This is a genomic window from Agrobacterium vitis, assembly GCF_013337045.2.
GTDB lineage: Bacteria > Pseudomonadota > Alphaproteobacteria > Rhizobiales > Rhizobiaceae > Allorhizobium > Allorhizobium vitis_B.
Window position 1 is genome coordinate 150,794 of sequence record NZ_CP118261.1, and the last position, 15,453, is coordinate 166,246.

Annotated in this window: 13 protein-coding genes; 12 read left to right on the forward strand and 1 reads right to left on the reverse strand. The window is 57.8% G+C overall.

What is annotated here, in order from left to right; translation table 11 throughout:
- Nucleotides 1-40 precede the first annotated feature (40 nt).
- The 8 genes from G6L01_RS23610 (at nt 41) to G6L01_RS23645 (ending at nt 10,737) form a co-directional block, all read left to right on the forward strand.
- Nucleotides 41-2,176, forward strand: a complete 2,136-nt coding sequence (locus G6L01_RS23610; protein WP_337692721.1) for a putative bifunctional diguanylate cyclase/phosphodiesterase — start codon at nt 41-43, stop codon at nt 2,174-2,176.
- 28 nt (nt 2,177-2,204) lie between these two features.
- On the forward strand, nt 2,205-3,089 hold the full coding sequence (locus G6L01_RS23615) for an amino acid ABC transporter substrate-binding protein (RefSeq protein ID WP_234625150.1): 885 nt from the start codon (nt 2,205-2,207) through the stop codon (nt 3,087-3,089).
- Nucleotides 3,090-3,120: 31 nt separating this feature from the next.
- Entirely contained in the window at nt 3,121-4,020 is a 900-nt protein-coding gene (locus G6L01_RS23620) for an amino acid ABC transporter substrate-binding protein (protein ID WP_071205909.1), read from the forward strand.
- A 210-nt stretch (nt 4,021-4,230) separates the two neighbouring features.
- Entirely contained in the window at nt 4,231-4,350 is a 120-nt protein-coding gene (locus tag G6L01_RS28180; protein WP_422387231.1) for a transposase, read from the forward strand.
- A gap of 484 nt (nt 4,351-4,834) precedes the next feature.
- Nucleotides 4,835-8,269, forward strand: a complete 3,435-nt coding sequence (locus G6L01_RS23630; protein WP_060716665.1) for a response regulator — start codon at nt 4,835-4,837, stop codon at nt 8,267-8,269.
- Nucleotides 8,266-9,105: a CheR family methyltransferase gene (locus G6L01_RS23635; RefSeq protein WP_060716664.1), complete on the forward strand. Its 840-nt coding sequence runs from the start codon at nt 8,266-8,268 to the stop codon at nt 9,103-9,105. The genes G6L01_RS23630 and G6L01_RS23635 overlap by 4 nt, the downstream gene beginning before the upstream one ends.
- Nucleotides 9,102-9,668, forward strand: a complete 567-nt coding sequence (locus G6L01_RS23640; protein ID WP_234625147.1) for a chemotaxis protein CheB — start codon at nt 9,102-9,104, stop codon at nt 9,666-9,668. The genes G6L01_RS23635 and G6L01_RS23640 overlap by 4 nt, the downstream gene beginning before the upstream one ends.
- Before the next feature lie 7 nt (nt 9,669-9,675).
- Complete coding sequence (locus G6L01_RS23645) at nt 9,676-10,737, forward strand: response regulator (protein ID WP_060716663.1); 1,062 nt, start codon at nt 9,676-9,678, stop codon at nt 10,735-10,737.
- Between the two features lie 795 nt (nt 10,738-11,532).
- On the opposite strand, the gene G6L01_RS23650 is transcribed toward G6L01_RS23645, so the two are convergent.
- Complete coding sequence (locus tag G6L01_RS23650; protein ID WP_060716662.1) at nt 11,533-12,444, reverse strand: ribokinase; 912 nt, start codon at nt 12,442-12,444, stop codon at nt 11,533-11,535.
- A gap of 138 nt (nt 12,445-12,582) precedes the next feature.
- On the opposite strand from G6L01_RS23650, the gene G6L01_RS23655 reads away from it, so the two are divergent.
- From G6L01_RS23655 to G6L01_RS23670, 4 genes are read left to right on the forward strand one after another with little or no spacing between them, the layout of a single operon-like run.
- A complete protein-coding gene (locus G6L01_RS23655; RefSeq protein ID WP_060716661.1) occupies nt 12,583-13,338 on the forward strand; it encodes a FadR/GntR family transcriptional regulator in 756 nt (251 codons plus the stop codon).
- Between the two features lie 29 nt (nt 13,339-13,367).
- Entirely contained in the window at nt 13,368-13,814 is a 447-nt protein-coding gene (gene rpiB, locus G6L01_RS23660; protein WP_060716660.1) for a ribose 5-phosphate isomerase B, read from the forward strand.
- A gap of 34 nt (nt 13,815-13,848) precedes the next feature.
- A complete protein-coding gene (locus G6L01_RS23665; protein WP_060716659.1) occupies nt 13,849-14,772 on the forward strand; it encodes an NAD(P)-dependent oxidoreductase in 924 nt (307 codons plus the stop codon).
- Nucleotides 14,769-15,446, forward strand: coding sequence for an amino acid ABC transporter permease (locus G6L01_RS23670; protein WP_060716658.1), 678 nt, complete (start codon nt 14,769-14,771; stop codon nt 15,444-15,446). Before G6L01_RS23665 ends, G6L01_RS23670 begins: the two co-directional genes overlap by 4 nt.
- The last annotated feature ends 7 nt before the right edge of the window (nt 15,447-15,453 follow it).

The window sequence follows — 15,453 nt, forward strand, 5'->3', positions numbered from 1 at the left end:
TCGCCAGTGGCGGCGGTCGCTTGGGGCGAAAATCACCCTCGTGCTTCTGGTTGGTGTAATCTTTGCCTATGGCGTCGGAGCGATGCTTGGTCTGACAATGTTCGTGTCCGCCGCCCGTGAACAACGCGAGACCCAAGCGAAAATCAACATACAGATCGCCAGCGCCGCACTCCGTAGCGTCTATACTTACGTTTCAGCCACTGTCGATGCCAATGGCCGGATCGCCCGCATCGTCTCCTCCCAACCTGTCGGTGACGATGCGTCCGTTCTGTTGACAGGCTTCAGCCCCGTTGACGTACTGGCATCCATTTCAGCGCAGACCACGAACAATGCGTGGCTGTTCAGCTATGACAGCCAGACAAAGACGTTCCTTCCCATTGCCTCGTCATTCACCGGCACCGAAAACCCTGAAAACATTACCGTTACGGGAGACATTTTCTCGAAGCTGGCCGATGACCAACAGCTGACAACAGGCTTTGCCTCGATTGGCGGGACGATGCACTACGTCGGCTTGCTGCCTATATCCGACGGCGCCGGCCGACTGATGGGAGCGGTTGCCACGAGCATCGGCAGGGCAGACGAGCTTCGTCGCGCTCAGGAAGCTCTCATTCGTAATTCCCTTATCGTGTTTTTCGGCATTCTCTGCCTGACAGGCTTTACCGTGACCTCCATTGCGCGTCGCCTTTTTAAACCGTTCCCCCAGCTCGTCCACGCGACTTTGCGGGTAGCCCGCGAAGACACCGATATCGTGACGCCCTTTCAAAATCGCGCAGATGAGATCGGCGACCTTGCGGTTGCGATTGAAACCTTGCGGGAGGCGGTTGTGGAGCGCGCACGCCTGCGCGAGATCCGAGACATGGCGATACAAATGGAGCATATGGCTCACCACGACGCCCTAACCGGCCTGCCGAACCGCGCTTTGCTGATGAAACGTCTCGACGATGCTGTAGCAAGGTGTTCTGCCATGCAAGGCGGATCTAATATTCTTCTTCTCGATCTGGACCGGTTCAAAGCCGTCAACGACACGCTTGGCCATGGCGCTGGCGATGCGCTTTTGATTGAGACTGCAGACCGTATCCGGTCCTTGATCGAGGTCGATGACGTCGCGGCTCGTCTTGGCGGCGACGAGTTTGCGATAATTCAGCGGGTAAGGGCTAACTATCGCCCGGAAGCAGAAGCTCTTGCCAAGCAGTTGATCGAAAGTCTCTCGCAGCCGCTTGCGATCGGCAACCAACAGGTAAAAATCGGGACCAGCATCGGCATCGCCTCCATGCCTGTCCACGGGGTGTCCGCAGACCAGGTTCTGCAAAATGCCGACCTCGGGCTTTACCGCGCCAAGTCCAAAGGGCGCGGCACATTTGCCTTCTTCGAGGAGGGCATGGACATGGCTGTTCAAGGGCAGCATGCCTTAGCAATCGAACTTCGAACCGCGATACAAAAGCAGGAGTTCGAGCTGCACTTTCAGCCCATCGTCGACTTCAGCAGTGGGGCCACCTGTGCATTCGAGGCATTGATCCGCTGGCGCCATCCCAAGTTAGGGCTGGTTGCGCCGGACCGATTTATCTCCTTGGCGGAGGAGACGGGTTCCATAACCGAACTGGGAAATTGGGTTCTGCAAACTGCTTGTGCCGAGGCGATGAGGTGGGAGAAGCATATTAAGGTGGCAGTCAATATTTCCGCCCTCCAGTTGCGCGAGCCGGATTTCGCACCAGACGTCCTCAGGATGCTGAGCGTGTCCGGGTTGGAACCAGAGCGCTTGGAACTTGAAGTGACTGAAAGCCTCGTCCTGGAAGATGAAGTCAGTATAGCCGCATTGACTGCCTTGGCTAAGGCCGGAGTTTCCATCGTCCTCGACGATTTCGGGACAGGTTATGCATCGCTCATCTCGCTTCTGCGCGTGCCGTTCAAGAAATTAAAGATCGACCGCGCCTTCGTCTCCGGGTTGCCACACGACGCTCCGTCGGCGACAGTCGTCGCAGCGGTCATTGCCTTGACGCGGCAATTAGACATCACAGTGACTGCCGAAGGGGTGGAAAACGAGGCCCAGGCTGAAATCCTCAGGCTCTCCGGCTGCACGCAAGGGCAGGGATACCACTTCGGCCGACCGTCTCCTTCTGTCGTTCCCGGCATCCATAGCAGCGAAACACGTCCGGATTCGCGGTCAAAAATTTCATAGGAAAAAGCGAGGATTTTGCATGCGCAGCATTGGTACCGCACTGACCGCCCTGACACTTGCTTGCGTGGCAACTGCTAACGCGCTGGCTGGCGAAGCCACGCTCGACAAGATCGCAAGGAGCGGTGTCATTACTTTAGGCTATCGCCAGACCGAACCTCCGTTTTCGTACAAGACGCCGTCCGGAGACATCATCGGGTTCTCGATGGACCTTTGCCAGCATGTTGCGGCGGATATTGGCAAGCACCTCAAACGAGAAGATCTCAAATTAGAATATGTTCTTGCAACGCCGGCGACACGTTTCATCCTCGTCAAGAACGGGACGATCGATATCGAGTGCGCGGCAACCACCAACAATGCCGAACGGCGCAAAACAGTTGAATTTTCCTATCCTGACTTTCTGACCGCTACCCAGTTTGTGACGCGCCGAAGCGACAGCATCACGTCAATCGAGGATCTTACCGGTCGAACAGTGACGTCGGCGTCGGGTACGGTGAATATCGATCAACTCAATACTATCAACCGTGAGAAGAAGCTCAGCATAGCGGTGATAGCGACCAAGACCAATGAGGAGGCCTTCAATCTGGTCGTGTCCGAGCGGGCGCATGCTTTCGTGATGGACGGTATCCTACTTGCTGCCATGATCGCCCAGTCGGATGATCCGTCAAAATATTTGCTGTCCGAGGATATGCTGAGCAAGCCAGAGCCTTACGGCCTGATGCTTCGGAAAGACGACGAGGCGTTCAAAACGGTCGTCAACGACAGTCTGCGTAAACTGTTCATGAGCCCTGAGATGGATGCTATCTACGCGAAATGGTTCACATCACCGATCCCGCCGTCGGGCATGAACCTCAATCTTCCGATGTCTGGGGTCCTGAAGAAGGCTTATGCTGATCCAGTGGAGTATAAGGATTGACGTCTTTTCTACTTTGAGGGGGACATTGAATATGTTGAAGACGAGACGCCTGAGACTTCTGTTGGTATTCGTTCTGGTTGCTTTTACCGGAAAGGGGGCTTTTGCAGAAAATTCTCCGATACTCGATAGAATTCTGCAAACCGGGATCATCCGGATAGGATATTCGACAGATGACGCACCTTTCTCGTTTCTGGACGCGTCTGGTAAGCCGATCGGTTACTCGATCGATTTATGTTTGCGAATTGTCGACAGCTTGAGGCAAAAGTATACTCGGCCAGACCTGAAGATCGAATACGAGCCACGCTCAGCGGCGAACCGGTTTGCAAAGGTCATGGACGGGACGATTGATATCGAGTGTGTTTCGACCACGAACACCGCCGAACGTCGAAAGAGCGTGGCATTTTCCTATGCTCATTTTTTGACGGCGACCCAGTTCGTTTCTCTCAAGGCGAGTAACCTACATAGAATTGAAGATCTCGCTGGTCGAACGGTGACTTCGCCGGTGGCCACAAACAATATCGGTTATCTCAATAGCATCAACCGCAGCCGAAATCTCCACATCGCGGTTGTGCCAAGTAGCGACCAGCCGACCGCTTTTGCGATGGTGACCGAGGGGAGGGCATCGGCCTATGTCATGGATAGCATTCTGCTGGCAGTAACCATAGCAAACTCCGGAGCTCCGGAGAAATATAACCTTTCAGACGACTCTCTCATGGCTCCGGAACCCTACGGCCTGATGTTCAGGAAGGGCGACAATACTTTCAGGGAAGATGTCAACGCGGCATTGCGTCAGATTTTCCAAGGAGATGAAATCAAGGACACGTACGATCGCTGGTTCATGTCACCAATTCCACCCAACGGAATCAATCTCAATTTCCCGATGTCGTCGGCCCTGCGAACGATCCTGCATAACCCCGCCGATCAACAGTAATACCGGATTTCGCTGATCGCCACCTGGGGTCAGGACGTATTAATCTTTGAGTTGACTTCAAGGAGATGATTCAAGGTTGCAGGAGGATACTGCCTTGTCTCACTTGCTGATGATGACTTCGGAACAGATGCGCCGGATTGAGCCTTATTTCCCGTTGTCGCACGGGGTGCCGCGAGTAGCGATCGACGGGTTTTGAGCGGCACCCTGTTCGTGATCCGCAATGGCCTTCGATGGGGGGATGCCCCTGCAGACTATGGCCCGCACAAAACCATCTACAATCGCTTCATCCGGTGGATCCGGCCTGGTGTGTTCAATCGCATCCTTGCATAACTGGCAGCTCAAGGCGGGGAACCAGACAATCTGATGATCGATGCAACCCATCTTAAAGCGAATCGCACCGCTGCCAGTCTGCTTAAAAGGGGCTCTACCCCGATGTATCGGACGCAGCCGTGGCGGACTGATCACCAAGCTGCAAGTAGTCTGCGGCGGCCATGGCCGCCACGTCTGTTACATCTAAGCGAACGGCAGGCAAACAATCACAAAACCGCTGCAGCCGTAGTCCATGACTTTCCAAAAAACCCACACCTTGCTCGCCGATAGGGGGCCCAAAGTCATAAGGGATTTTAAGAGCGTCTTCTGGCCATGGAGTGTTATCTTCCAGCTGCTCAGACTTATCGCTCCGGGGTTTATGGCAGGTGATCGCGCGTGGCGGTCTTTTCCAGTTGACACCCACAATGGCATGCTCTTCACAGGAACGATCATTTCTAATCGCTTGCTGATCCCTTCCCGCCCACCCTGAAAACGAGAATCACCTATGAAGAAAAGCGCTGCGCCCGATCCGTCACGCCGAAACCTCGGTCTCGATCCCGGCGTTGCCCTTGGCCTTTTAGGCGCGATAATCTTCTTCCTAATCAGCGGGTTTGTTGCCAATTTCAACCTGCAGGCTTTGCGCGATGGCAATGAGAAGGTTGTCCAGACGCATGTCGCCATCGTCGCGCTGGACGAGCTGCTTTCTCATCTGCAGGATGCTGAAACCGGACAGCGGGGTTTCCTGCTGACCAATAACGAAAGTTATCTGGCACCCTACAATGCGGCGCTACGAGCAATCCCGACGCAACTCGATAAAATCGCGCAGTTAAGTGGGTCCAATATCGGACAGAGCCCGCGACTGACTGCGCTCCGGCAACATGTCGATGGCAAACTTTCCGAACTTAACGAGACGATCGAACTTCGCCGCACGGCAGGGCTGGAGGCGGCACTTGCCGTCGTCAACTCCGACCGCGGGAAGCTCGAGATGGATGCTATCCGCGCTCAAATCTCCGCCTTGGCGCAGGGACAAACAGAGGTTCGGGTGCAGCGGCTCGCCGAAATGAACGCTGCACAGCAGAGAGCACTTCTCAGTACGCTTCTAGCGGGGCTGCTCGGCATCGGACTAACAGTGGCGATTGGCTTGTTGATGCGCAGGGCCACTATGGCTCGGAGACGAGAAGAATGGCTTCAGTCCGGAGAAGTCGGCTTGTCCGGCGCTTTGTTGGGCGATCAACCGATGGAACAGCTCGGCAATAGCATCCTCGACTTCCTGACGCGCTATGTCGGCGCTGTCGCGGGAGCCGTATTCACCGGCGCCGGCGATCACTATCAGCGCGCTGCCGTCTACGGCATTCCGGATGACGCTAGCGTCCCGATGCGGTTCAAAGCCAGAGAAGGTCTTTTGGGGCAAGCTGCTGCTGAAGGTAGAGCAATGATGGTGGGCGAGGTGCCAGATGGCTATCTCGCCTTCGGCTCCGCTCTTGGACGGGATAAGCCGAAGCATCTGGTCATCCTGCCGGGACGCGTCGACGGCACTGTCAATTCCGTCATCGAGCTGGGCTTTCTGCGTCCGATCGACGAACGCATCGTCACGCTCCTGGAACGCGCTTCGGAAGCCGTCGCCATCGCCGTGCGGTCCGGAATTTATCGCAGTGAGCTTCAGAATCTGCTCGAAGAAACGCAACGTCAGTCGGAGGAGCTGCAGACCCAGAGCGAGGAGCTGCGCGTATCGAATGAAGAGCTGGAGGAGCAGGGCCGGGCGCTGAAGGAGTCGCAGGCGCGCCTTGAACAGCAACAGGTTGAACTTGAGCAGACAAATTCACAGCTCGAAGAGCAAGCCCAAGCGCTGGAGGTTCATAAGGATGATCTTGAACGGTCAAACGCTTCTGTTCAGCTCAAGGCGCGGGAGCTTGAGCAAGCAAGCCGATACAAGTCTGACTTCCTCGCCAACATGTCGCACGAACTGCGCACGCCGCTCAATTCCTCGCTGATCCTTGCGAAGCTGCTCGCCGACAACCCGAACGAAAATCTCACCGCCGAGCAGGTCAAGTTCGCACAGACGATCCAGTCTTCAGGCAACGATCTTCTGAACCTGATCAACGATATTCTCGATCTGTCCAAGATCGAAGCTGGCCATGTCGACATACGGCCCGAAGTGGTAACGGTCGAGCAACTGGCCGGCAACCTGCGGCAAGTCTTTCAACCCTTGGCAGCCGACAAGAAGCTTGATTTTTCGGTCGAGATTGGCCCCGATTGCCCCGCGACCATCGAGACCGATCAGCAGCGCCTCGAACAGGTGCTGAAGAACCTCCTTTCCAACGCCATCAAATTCACGGAAGCCGGCCGGGTAAGACTGTCGATCCGATCGGTTTCCGACGGTCAGGTTGCCTTCTCCGTGTCAGACACTGGCATTGGCATCGCCAAGGAGCAGCAGCGAAGCGTTTTCGAGGCGTTCCACCAGGCTGACGGCACGATCAGTCGAAAGTATGGGGGCACCGGTCTGGGACTGTCGATTTCCCGTGAGCTCGTGCGCCTCCTGGGCGGCTCTCTCGGACTGGAAAGCCAGCCGGGCGAGGGCAGTACCTTCACGCTCGCCATTCCGCCAGCCTACGATCCAGCCAAAGTCGCACCGCGCGACGCGCCCCCAAGCGCTGCCGTTGAGTCGGAGCGGCCGTCGTCGGAACTGGCCCGACCGGTAACCCCAAGACCAGCGTCGAAGGTCGAGGATGATCGTGATACATTGACCGACGCGAAACGCGTGCTTTTGGTCATCGAAGACGACGCATCATTTGCTGGCATCGTCCGTGATCTGTCTCGTGAGATGGGATTCCGCTCTCTGGTCGCTGGAACGGCCGAGGAAGCCTTGAACCTCGCCAAGGAATATATGCCGAGCGCGATCATCCTCGATGTCGGTCTACCGGATCAGTCCGGGCTTGCCGTCCTCGACCGGCTCAAGCACGATGTGCAGACGCGCCATATCCCAATTCACATTGTCTCGGGCAGCGATCATGCGGAGACCGCTCTGTCGCTTGGCGCAGTCGGATACGCCGTCAAGCCCGTCATGCGCGAGCAACTGGTCGAAGTGCTGGAGAAGCTCGAGTTCAAGCTGTCCCAGGGCGTACATCGGATCCTCATCGTCGAGGACGACCCGGTGCAGCGCGATGCCGTTGCAAGGTTGCTGAGTTCTGGCGATGTCGAGACTGTCACCGCCAGCACCGCCGCCGAATGCCTGGAACTGCTCAAGCAGCAGACCTTCGACTGCATGGTGCTGGATCTATCCTTGCCGGACGCCTCCGGCTATTCCCTGCTTGAAACGCTGAGCCGCGAGAGCGCCTACGCGTTTCCACCCGTTATCGTCTACACTGGACGCGACCTTTCGGCCGACGACGAACAACGTCTTCGCCGCTATTCAAAATCGATCATCATCAAGGGAGCAAAGTCGCCCGAGCGCCTGCTCGACGAGGTGAGCCTGTTCCTTCACAAGGTGATTTCCGAACTGCCGGACGAACAGCAGAAAATGATCCGCAAGGCCCAGAACAGGGATTCGCTTCTTGAAGGCCGCCGCGTTCTCGTCGTGGAAGATGACGTCCGCAATGTCTATGCCCTCACCAACATCCTTGAGCCCCGCGGTGTTGTCATTCAGATTGCGCGTAACGGCCAAGAGGCACTTGATGCTCTCCAGACCGCATCGTCGGCGGCAAGCGCGGCGATCGATCTTGTGCTCATGGACGTCATGATGCCCGTCATGGACGGCCTCACCGCCACGCGAGAGATTCGTAAAAATCCGGCATGGAAGAAGCTGCCAATCATCACGCTGACTGCCAAGGCCATGCCCGATGATCAACAGCGTTGCATCGATGCCGGCGCCAACGACTATATGGCAAAACCATTGGATGTCGAAAAACTATTGTCGCTCGTCCGTGTGTGGATGCCGAAATGAGCGAGACGCCCGCGCCGGAAAAGATCGAAGACATCGAGATCCGCCTCCTGCTGGAGGCCTTGTTCCTCAAATACCACTACGACTTCCGCAACTACGCGATGGCCTCGATAAAGCGACGCCTCAAGCAGGCTCGCCAACAGCTTGGGTTCGAGACCTTTTCGGCAATGCAGGAAAGTCTGCTCCACGATCCCGGTATGTTGCCGAAGCTCCTACGGTATCTTACCGTCCAGGTCAGCGAGATGTTTCGCGATCCGAGCTATTTCAAGGCGATCCGGGAGAAGGTGGTGCCGCATCTGCGAACCTATCCTTCGCTCAAGGTTTGGGTTGCCGGATGCAGCGAAGGTGAGGAGTTGTACTCGCTGGTTATCCTGTTTCGCGAGGAGGGCCTGGAAGACCGCACGCTGTTTTACGCAACCGATATCAATCAGGAGGCACTGCAGTCGGCCGAGGCAGGTATCTATGCTTTGGAGCGGGTTCAACTTTTTACCGAGAACCACCGAAAGTCCGGGGGGAAATCCTCTCTGTCCGATTACTACCAAGCCGCCTATGGCAGCGTGGTCTTCGACAGCACCCTGCGCCGCAACGTCCTGTTTTCGGATCACAGCCTCGTCACCGATGCTGTGTTTGCCGAGATGCAGCTGATCTCCTGCCGGAATGTCATGATCTACTTCGATCGTCCCTTGCAGGACCGAGCGCTTGGACTGTTCAAGGATTCTCTCGCTCGCAAGGGTTTCCTCGGCCTTGGCTCCAAGGAGAGTCTCCGCTTTTCGAACCAAGGTGGTTCTTTCTCGGACTTTGTGCGAGAGGAGAAAATCTATCAGAGGCGGGGTGAATGATGTCGGTAAATCCCGAAGCGATCGTAATCGGTGCGTCAGCCGGCGCTCTTGAGGCACTATCGGCGATTTTGCCGGTTCTGCCGCGAGACTTCCGATTACCGATCATTGTTGTCGTGCACGTTCCGCCGGACAAACGTAGCGTCATGGCCGAGCTTTTCCAGGCGAAGTGCCAACTTTCGGCGCGTGAGGCCGAGGACAAGGAGCCGCTCGCCGGCGGGACGATCTATTTCGCGCCGCCGGACTATCATCTACTGCTTGAAGCCGATAGGAGCCTTGCACTGTCTAGCGACGAGCCCGTCCTCTTCTCCCGCCCCTCGATCGACGTTCTATTTGAGAGCGCCGCGGACGCTTACGGGCCGGCCTTGATCGCAATCGTGCTCACGGGCGCCAACAGCGATGGCGCCAAGGGGTTGCAGGCTGTAGTAGACGCAGGGGGAGCGGCGCTTGTCCAGGATCCAGCGGATGCGTTCGCGTCCGCAATGCCCGAAGCTGCCATTCAATTGTGTCCGAGTGCCCGTGTCTTGTCGCTCGACGCGATCGCAGAATATTTAAGAGAGGTTTAAGACGAATATGGAGCCTGTGCCGTTTCTACTGGTCGATGACCTTGAGGAAAACCTCCTGTCACTGGAAGCGCTGCTTCGTCGCAATGATCTTCTTATTCTCAAGGCAAAATCGGGCGATCAGGCTTTGGAAATTCTGCTGCACAACGACGTCGCTCTGGCGCTCGTCGACGTGCAGATGCCGGGTCTCAATGGGTTCGAGCTTGCGGAGTTGATGCGCGGCAATGAGCGAACCCGACGCATCCCGATCATCTTCGTCACCGCAGGCACCACCGACGCGCATCGCCGCTTTCGCGGTTACGAGGCAGGTGCCGTCGATTTCATTCAGAAACCGATCGAACCGGATATTCTGCGCAGCAAGGTTGACGTTTTTTTTGAGCTCTATCGCCAGCGGCAACAGCTTGCAGCGCAACGCGACGAACTCGTAAAACATGCCCAAGCGCTGAAAGATGCCGCCGGCCACAAGGATATCCTGCTCCGCGAGATCAACCACCGCATCAAAAATCTCTTCAGCCTGGCTGCCGGGCTGATATCGCTGAGTGCCCGGCCTGCCACCAGTGTTGCCGAGCTTGAAACCGATCTTCGGTCTCGTATGCATGCGCTGGCACGAGCCCATGAACTGACATTACCCGACTTTGAGACAGGCAACGATGGTGGCCAGATCGCGACCACGGTCACCGCACTGCTGAAAGCGATCGTGGCGCCGCATGATCACGCAGAGGGTTCTCGCATAACGATCACCGGTTCGGACGCGCCATTGACAGGCACCGCCCTCACATCGCTTGCACTACTTTTGCACGAACTGACCACCAATGCCGCCAAGTACGGTGCACTATCGACATCCGAGGGACGCCTGACCATCGATGTTACTGCGGCCGAAGAACTTCTGCATTTGAGGTGGGACGAGAGAGGCTCTCCGCCACCGCCCGAAGTATCGACAAGGGCAGGCTTCGGAACGACCTTGGAAAAAGCTGCCTTGCAAGGATTGAACGGCGCGATCTCCAGGGATTGGACGAGTGAAGGCCTATCGCTGACGCTCGAAATTCCGTTGGAAAGTTTGGTCAAGACCTGACGTCGTGGGAGCCGTGTGCCCTTGGAATGTCAAATTGGAACGCGAACTCATCTGCCTTATCTCTTGAACGGGAGCCGACCGCGGTGCCTCCCATGGTCGCCGAGTTTAGATTCTGGGTGGACATCTCTGCAGCCAGCCTGCCGCCAGTATGAACCATCTGTACTGCCCCTCCATTCGATCTCTCATGCTTCGCTATCTCAGTGGGCCGACAGACAGCGCCATCGCCCCCCTGTATTCAATTAGCGTGATGTCGGAGTGATTTCCTGCTGTGGCGGCAGGCTAGATCTGCAGCCTTCGACATCGGTAAGCAGCAGTCGTGCCTGCGTGCCCCAGCCGCCGATAAGAATATCTTGCTTGCCGTCGCCGTCAAGGTCACCGTGCCAGCGCTCCAGCTTCGCCAGACGGTAATCCCCGGAACCACGTCGGCCGACACGTCGATAAACTTGCCCGTTCCATCATTCTGCCACGCCCGAGGCTGCAGAGGAACAAATTTAGGGACCTGGATCGCGCCAACGAGAAGATCCGGTGCGCCATCATCGTTCCGATCGAGAATAGTTCCTGCCCAGCTTGAAAGTGTGTTCTTCGGCAATCGGGCATTGGTCTCGTCCTGAAGCGCCCGTTGCCATCGTTAATGAAAAGACGTGTCTACGGATCCTAGTCCCAACCCATGTTATTGCTGGTGATGTTGGAAAAACAGGATGTCCGGGTGACCGCCTTGTTCACGTCCGCGACTTTCACACCGCGTGTTTCCATGCGGAGATATATCGACCACTGATTGTCTCGAAAAAAGCGTCGTCACTTCCGATCGAGAAGGGCAGCATCAAGCGATGACGCCGCTGGCATTGACGTTTGAGCGCCATGCTTCAGGCAAGCGAGGGAGCCGGCCGCCGCTGCACGTCGTAGTGCTTGCGGGAATGATTTTCCCTGATCTAGACTGGCTGCCAGGTAGCCGCAGAAGGTATCGCCGGCGCCGACCGTATCGACGGGCTCTATCGTCAGGCCTTCGGCGGATAGGATCTCGTTCCGGCGAATAGCAACGACCCCAGCCGCTCCAAGCGTGACGACAATCGTCTGTCCGGAATGCCCATAGAGTGCTTTGAGTGCGGACATGGATGCGGCCCGATCCTCAATCGTTTGTCCGGTCAGCAATCCGAACTCGCTCTCATTGGCGACGACGATATCGGCCAGCATTGCGAGCCGTGCCGTCTCGGCCGTGAAGGGGGCGATGTTCAGCATGGTGACGATGCCCTTTTCCCGGCTTGCCATGAGCGCTGTTTCAGCGCTGTCCGCCGATATTTCCATCTGGAGAAGGAGAATGTCCCCAGACTTCATCGAAGCGACCAATGAGCGCGCCATGTCCGGCGTTACCAGCGCGTTGGCGCCCGGCACTACCGTGATCATGTTCTGCCCCGACGCGTCGACGAGGATGATCGCCGTGCCGGTCGCAGCCGGCTGGGTCTGGACCCCGGAAAGGTCGACCGATGCAGCATTCAATTCGGCAAGTGCTGCGGCCGCGAATACATCGTCGCCGACCGCTCCGACCATCTTGACCGCACTGCCGGCAAGTCGGGCTGCAAGCGCCTGATTGGCGCCTTTGCCCCCTGACGTTGTCGCGAATGACTGTCCCGCCACGGTTTCGCCGGGGCCGGGTATGCGCTCTGTCCTGGCAACCAAATCCATGTTGATGGACCCCAATACGCATATCATCGTCTTCTCTCCTTCCTTCCTCGGTTGCCGCTACGACGCCGACCTTCCGAGCTTGATTTCGGAGCCACGCCAAGACACCGCTTGACGGAGGCGTTGCTGTGGCTATATGAGTGGTCATACCACGGTATGGACAATTAAATGACCGACAGCAAGACTATTCGTCGTGAACCGCAAGAGGCAGGGGCCCACAATCGAGTGGCAGCGTTTCTGCGAGACCAGTTGTTGTCGGGTGAACTGAAGGCGGGGGACTGTCTTTTGCCCGAGCGAGAGCTGGCAGCTCACCTGAATGTCAGTCGCCCCGTTCTTCGCGAGGCGTTGCGAGCCTTGTCAATGATTGGTGCCGTCGAGATCAGGCACGGGGTCGGCACGATCGTCCGGCGTCCCGATGCCACCGCGCTAGGTGATGTCTTCAGCTTCATGCTCGCCCACGGCTCGAACGTGACTGGCGACATCATGGAGGCGAGAAAGGCGATCGAGCATCACGCCGTGCGGCTTGCCTGCCAGCGAGCCACCGAGCAGGATTTCGCCAATGTCACAAATGCACTTCGACATATCGTCGCTACGATCGATAATCCGGAAGCTGGCGGCATCGCCGACTTCCAGTTTCACGAGGCGATCGTCAGCGCGTCCCATTCACCGACGCTCGTCACGATCTATGCGTCGATTTCCCAGCTGATGATGCGCTCCCACCTGGAGCGCCGCGAGAAGATCATCCGGGTCGAAGGAATAGAAGAGTTCCTGATCGATCACCATCGCCTGATCCTGGAGGCGCTTGCGGCCCGCGATCGCGTCCGGGCCGATGATCTGCTCCACCAGCATTTCGAAATCGGCGCCGATTTCCGGCGCCGTGCCAACCTGCACGACATTTCCATAGGAACCGGCGTTTCGGCCTAGTTTCCATTCAATCAAACGGGAGGATAATCATGAATATTGTCATCGGCAGCGATCACGCGGGTTTTCCGCTGAAGGCGGATGTCATCGCGGTGCTCGAAGAACTCGGCCATGTCGTAGAAGACATCGGCAGCTTCACGCAGGAGCCCGTCGATTTCCCGGATATTGCAGGCCTTCTCTGCAAGAAGGTCCGCGACGGAGCAGCCGAACGTGGCATCCTGGTTTGCGGCACCGGCGTTGGCGCCGCGATTGCGGCCAACAAGGTCAACGGCATTCGCGCGGCCGTCTGCCACGACGTGCATTCGGCCCATCAGAGCGTCGAGCATGACGATGTCAACGTCATGTGCATTGGCGCCAAGATCGTCGGCCCCTGGCTCGCTCGTGATCTCGTCGTCGCCTATCTCGAGGCGGAATTCGACCGCAACGAGGATTTTGTCCGTCGCGTCGAAAAGCTCACTGCCATGGAGCAGGCCAACTGACCGACACTGGCTCGTGACGCAGGGAGAGAGCGACATGACGAATCAAGATCTACCCAAACTGGCATTTATCGGACTGGGCGTGATGGGCCGCGAAATGGCGCTTCATCTTGCCGGCGCTGGTTATCCGCTGAGCGTGTTCGATATATCGTCCGCTGCGGCCGATGCTGTCGTGGCAAAGGGCGCGACACGCTGCGAGAGCGTGGCTGTGGCCGTCAAGGATGCCGAGATCGCCATCTCGATGTTGCCCAACACACCGCAGGTCGATGATGTCGTCAACCGCGACGGCGTGCTGGCCAACATGAAGAGCGGCAGCATCTTCATTGACATGAGCACGATCTCGCCGGAAGCCACCCGGGCGATGGGGGCGGCCCTTGCTGGACAGGGCATCACAATGCTTGATGCACCGGTGTCCGGCGGCCCGATTGGTGCCAAGAATGCGGCGCTTTCGATCATGGTGGGCGGCGACCGCGCGGCATTCGACCGTGCCGAGCCCGTGCTGCGGGTGATGGGAACGACGATCAGCCATGTCGGTGCGCCGGGTGCAGGTCAAACGGTCAAGCTGTGCAACCAGCTTGTCTGCGCGATCAACATTCAGGCCGTCTGCGAGGCGCTTGCCCTCGGCCGGGCAAGCGGCGTCGACCTGTCGCAGATGCGGGACGTGCTGCTCGGCGGCTCGGCCTCGTCGTGGATGCTCGAAAAGCTCGGCCCCGCGATGATCGCAGGCGATGCCGGCGCCGGCTTCCGCATCGACCTGATGCTCAAGGACCTTCGCCTCGTGCTCGAAATGGCCGGACAGAACGATGTCGCGCTGCCTGGCACTTCACTCGTCACCGCACAATATGTGGAGGCCCGTGCTCACGGTGAGGGCTCGAATGGCAACCAGGCGCTGTTCCGGGTCTATGACCGGATGACGGGGCAGGACGCATCGCGCCTTCCGGTCATGGAAAATCAGTCATGACCCTCGATTTTTCTGTCGTCCTTCTCCGGTGGCAGATGCTGATCGACGGGATGGCGCTGACGGCTCAGCTCGCTCTGATCACGACGATCACCGGGTTCCTGATCGGCACGGCCTGCGCTATCGCGCGCCGGTCGGGCGGACCCGTGCTCCAGTGGGTCGCGGCAACCTATGTCGAGAGCTTCCGAAACACGCCGTTTCTGGTTCAGATCTTCGTGATCTACTTTGGCCTTTCGAGCCTGGGCTTCTCGTTCAGCGCGCTTGTGGTCGCGGTGATCGCGCTGACCGTCAATGTCGGCGCCTATACGGCCGAGATCATGCGGGCGGGTTTCGATTCGATCCAGAAGGGACAGTGGGAAGCCGGCGAATGCCTCGGGCTTTCGCCGGTGCAACTCTACTGGCATGTGGGACTGCGTCCCGCCATGGAGCGGGTCTATCCGGCTCTCACCAGCCAGTTCATCCTGCTGATGCTTGCCTCGTCGGTCACCTCGCAGATCTCAGCCGAGGAACTGACGGCGGCGGCGAATTTCATCCAGTCAGAAACGTACCGGCCTTTCGAAGCCTATATCGTTGTGGCGGTTCTCTATCTTTTTCTGTCGCTGGTCATGCGGGCCGTCTTCTGGGCGCTTGGCATGCTCATGTTCCCGCGCCGTCGCCGGCTCGGCACGCCGCTGTGAGGAGGGA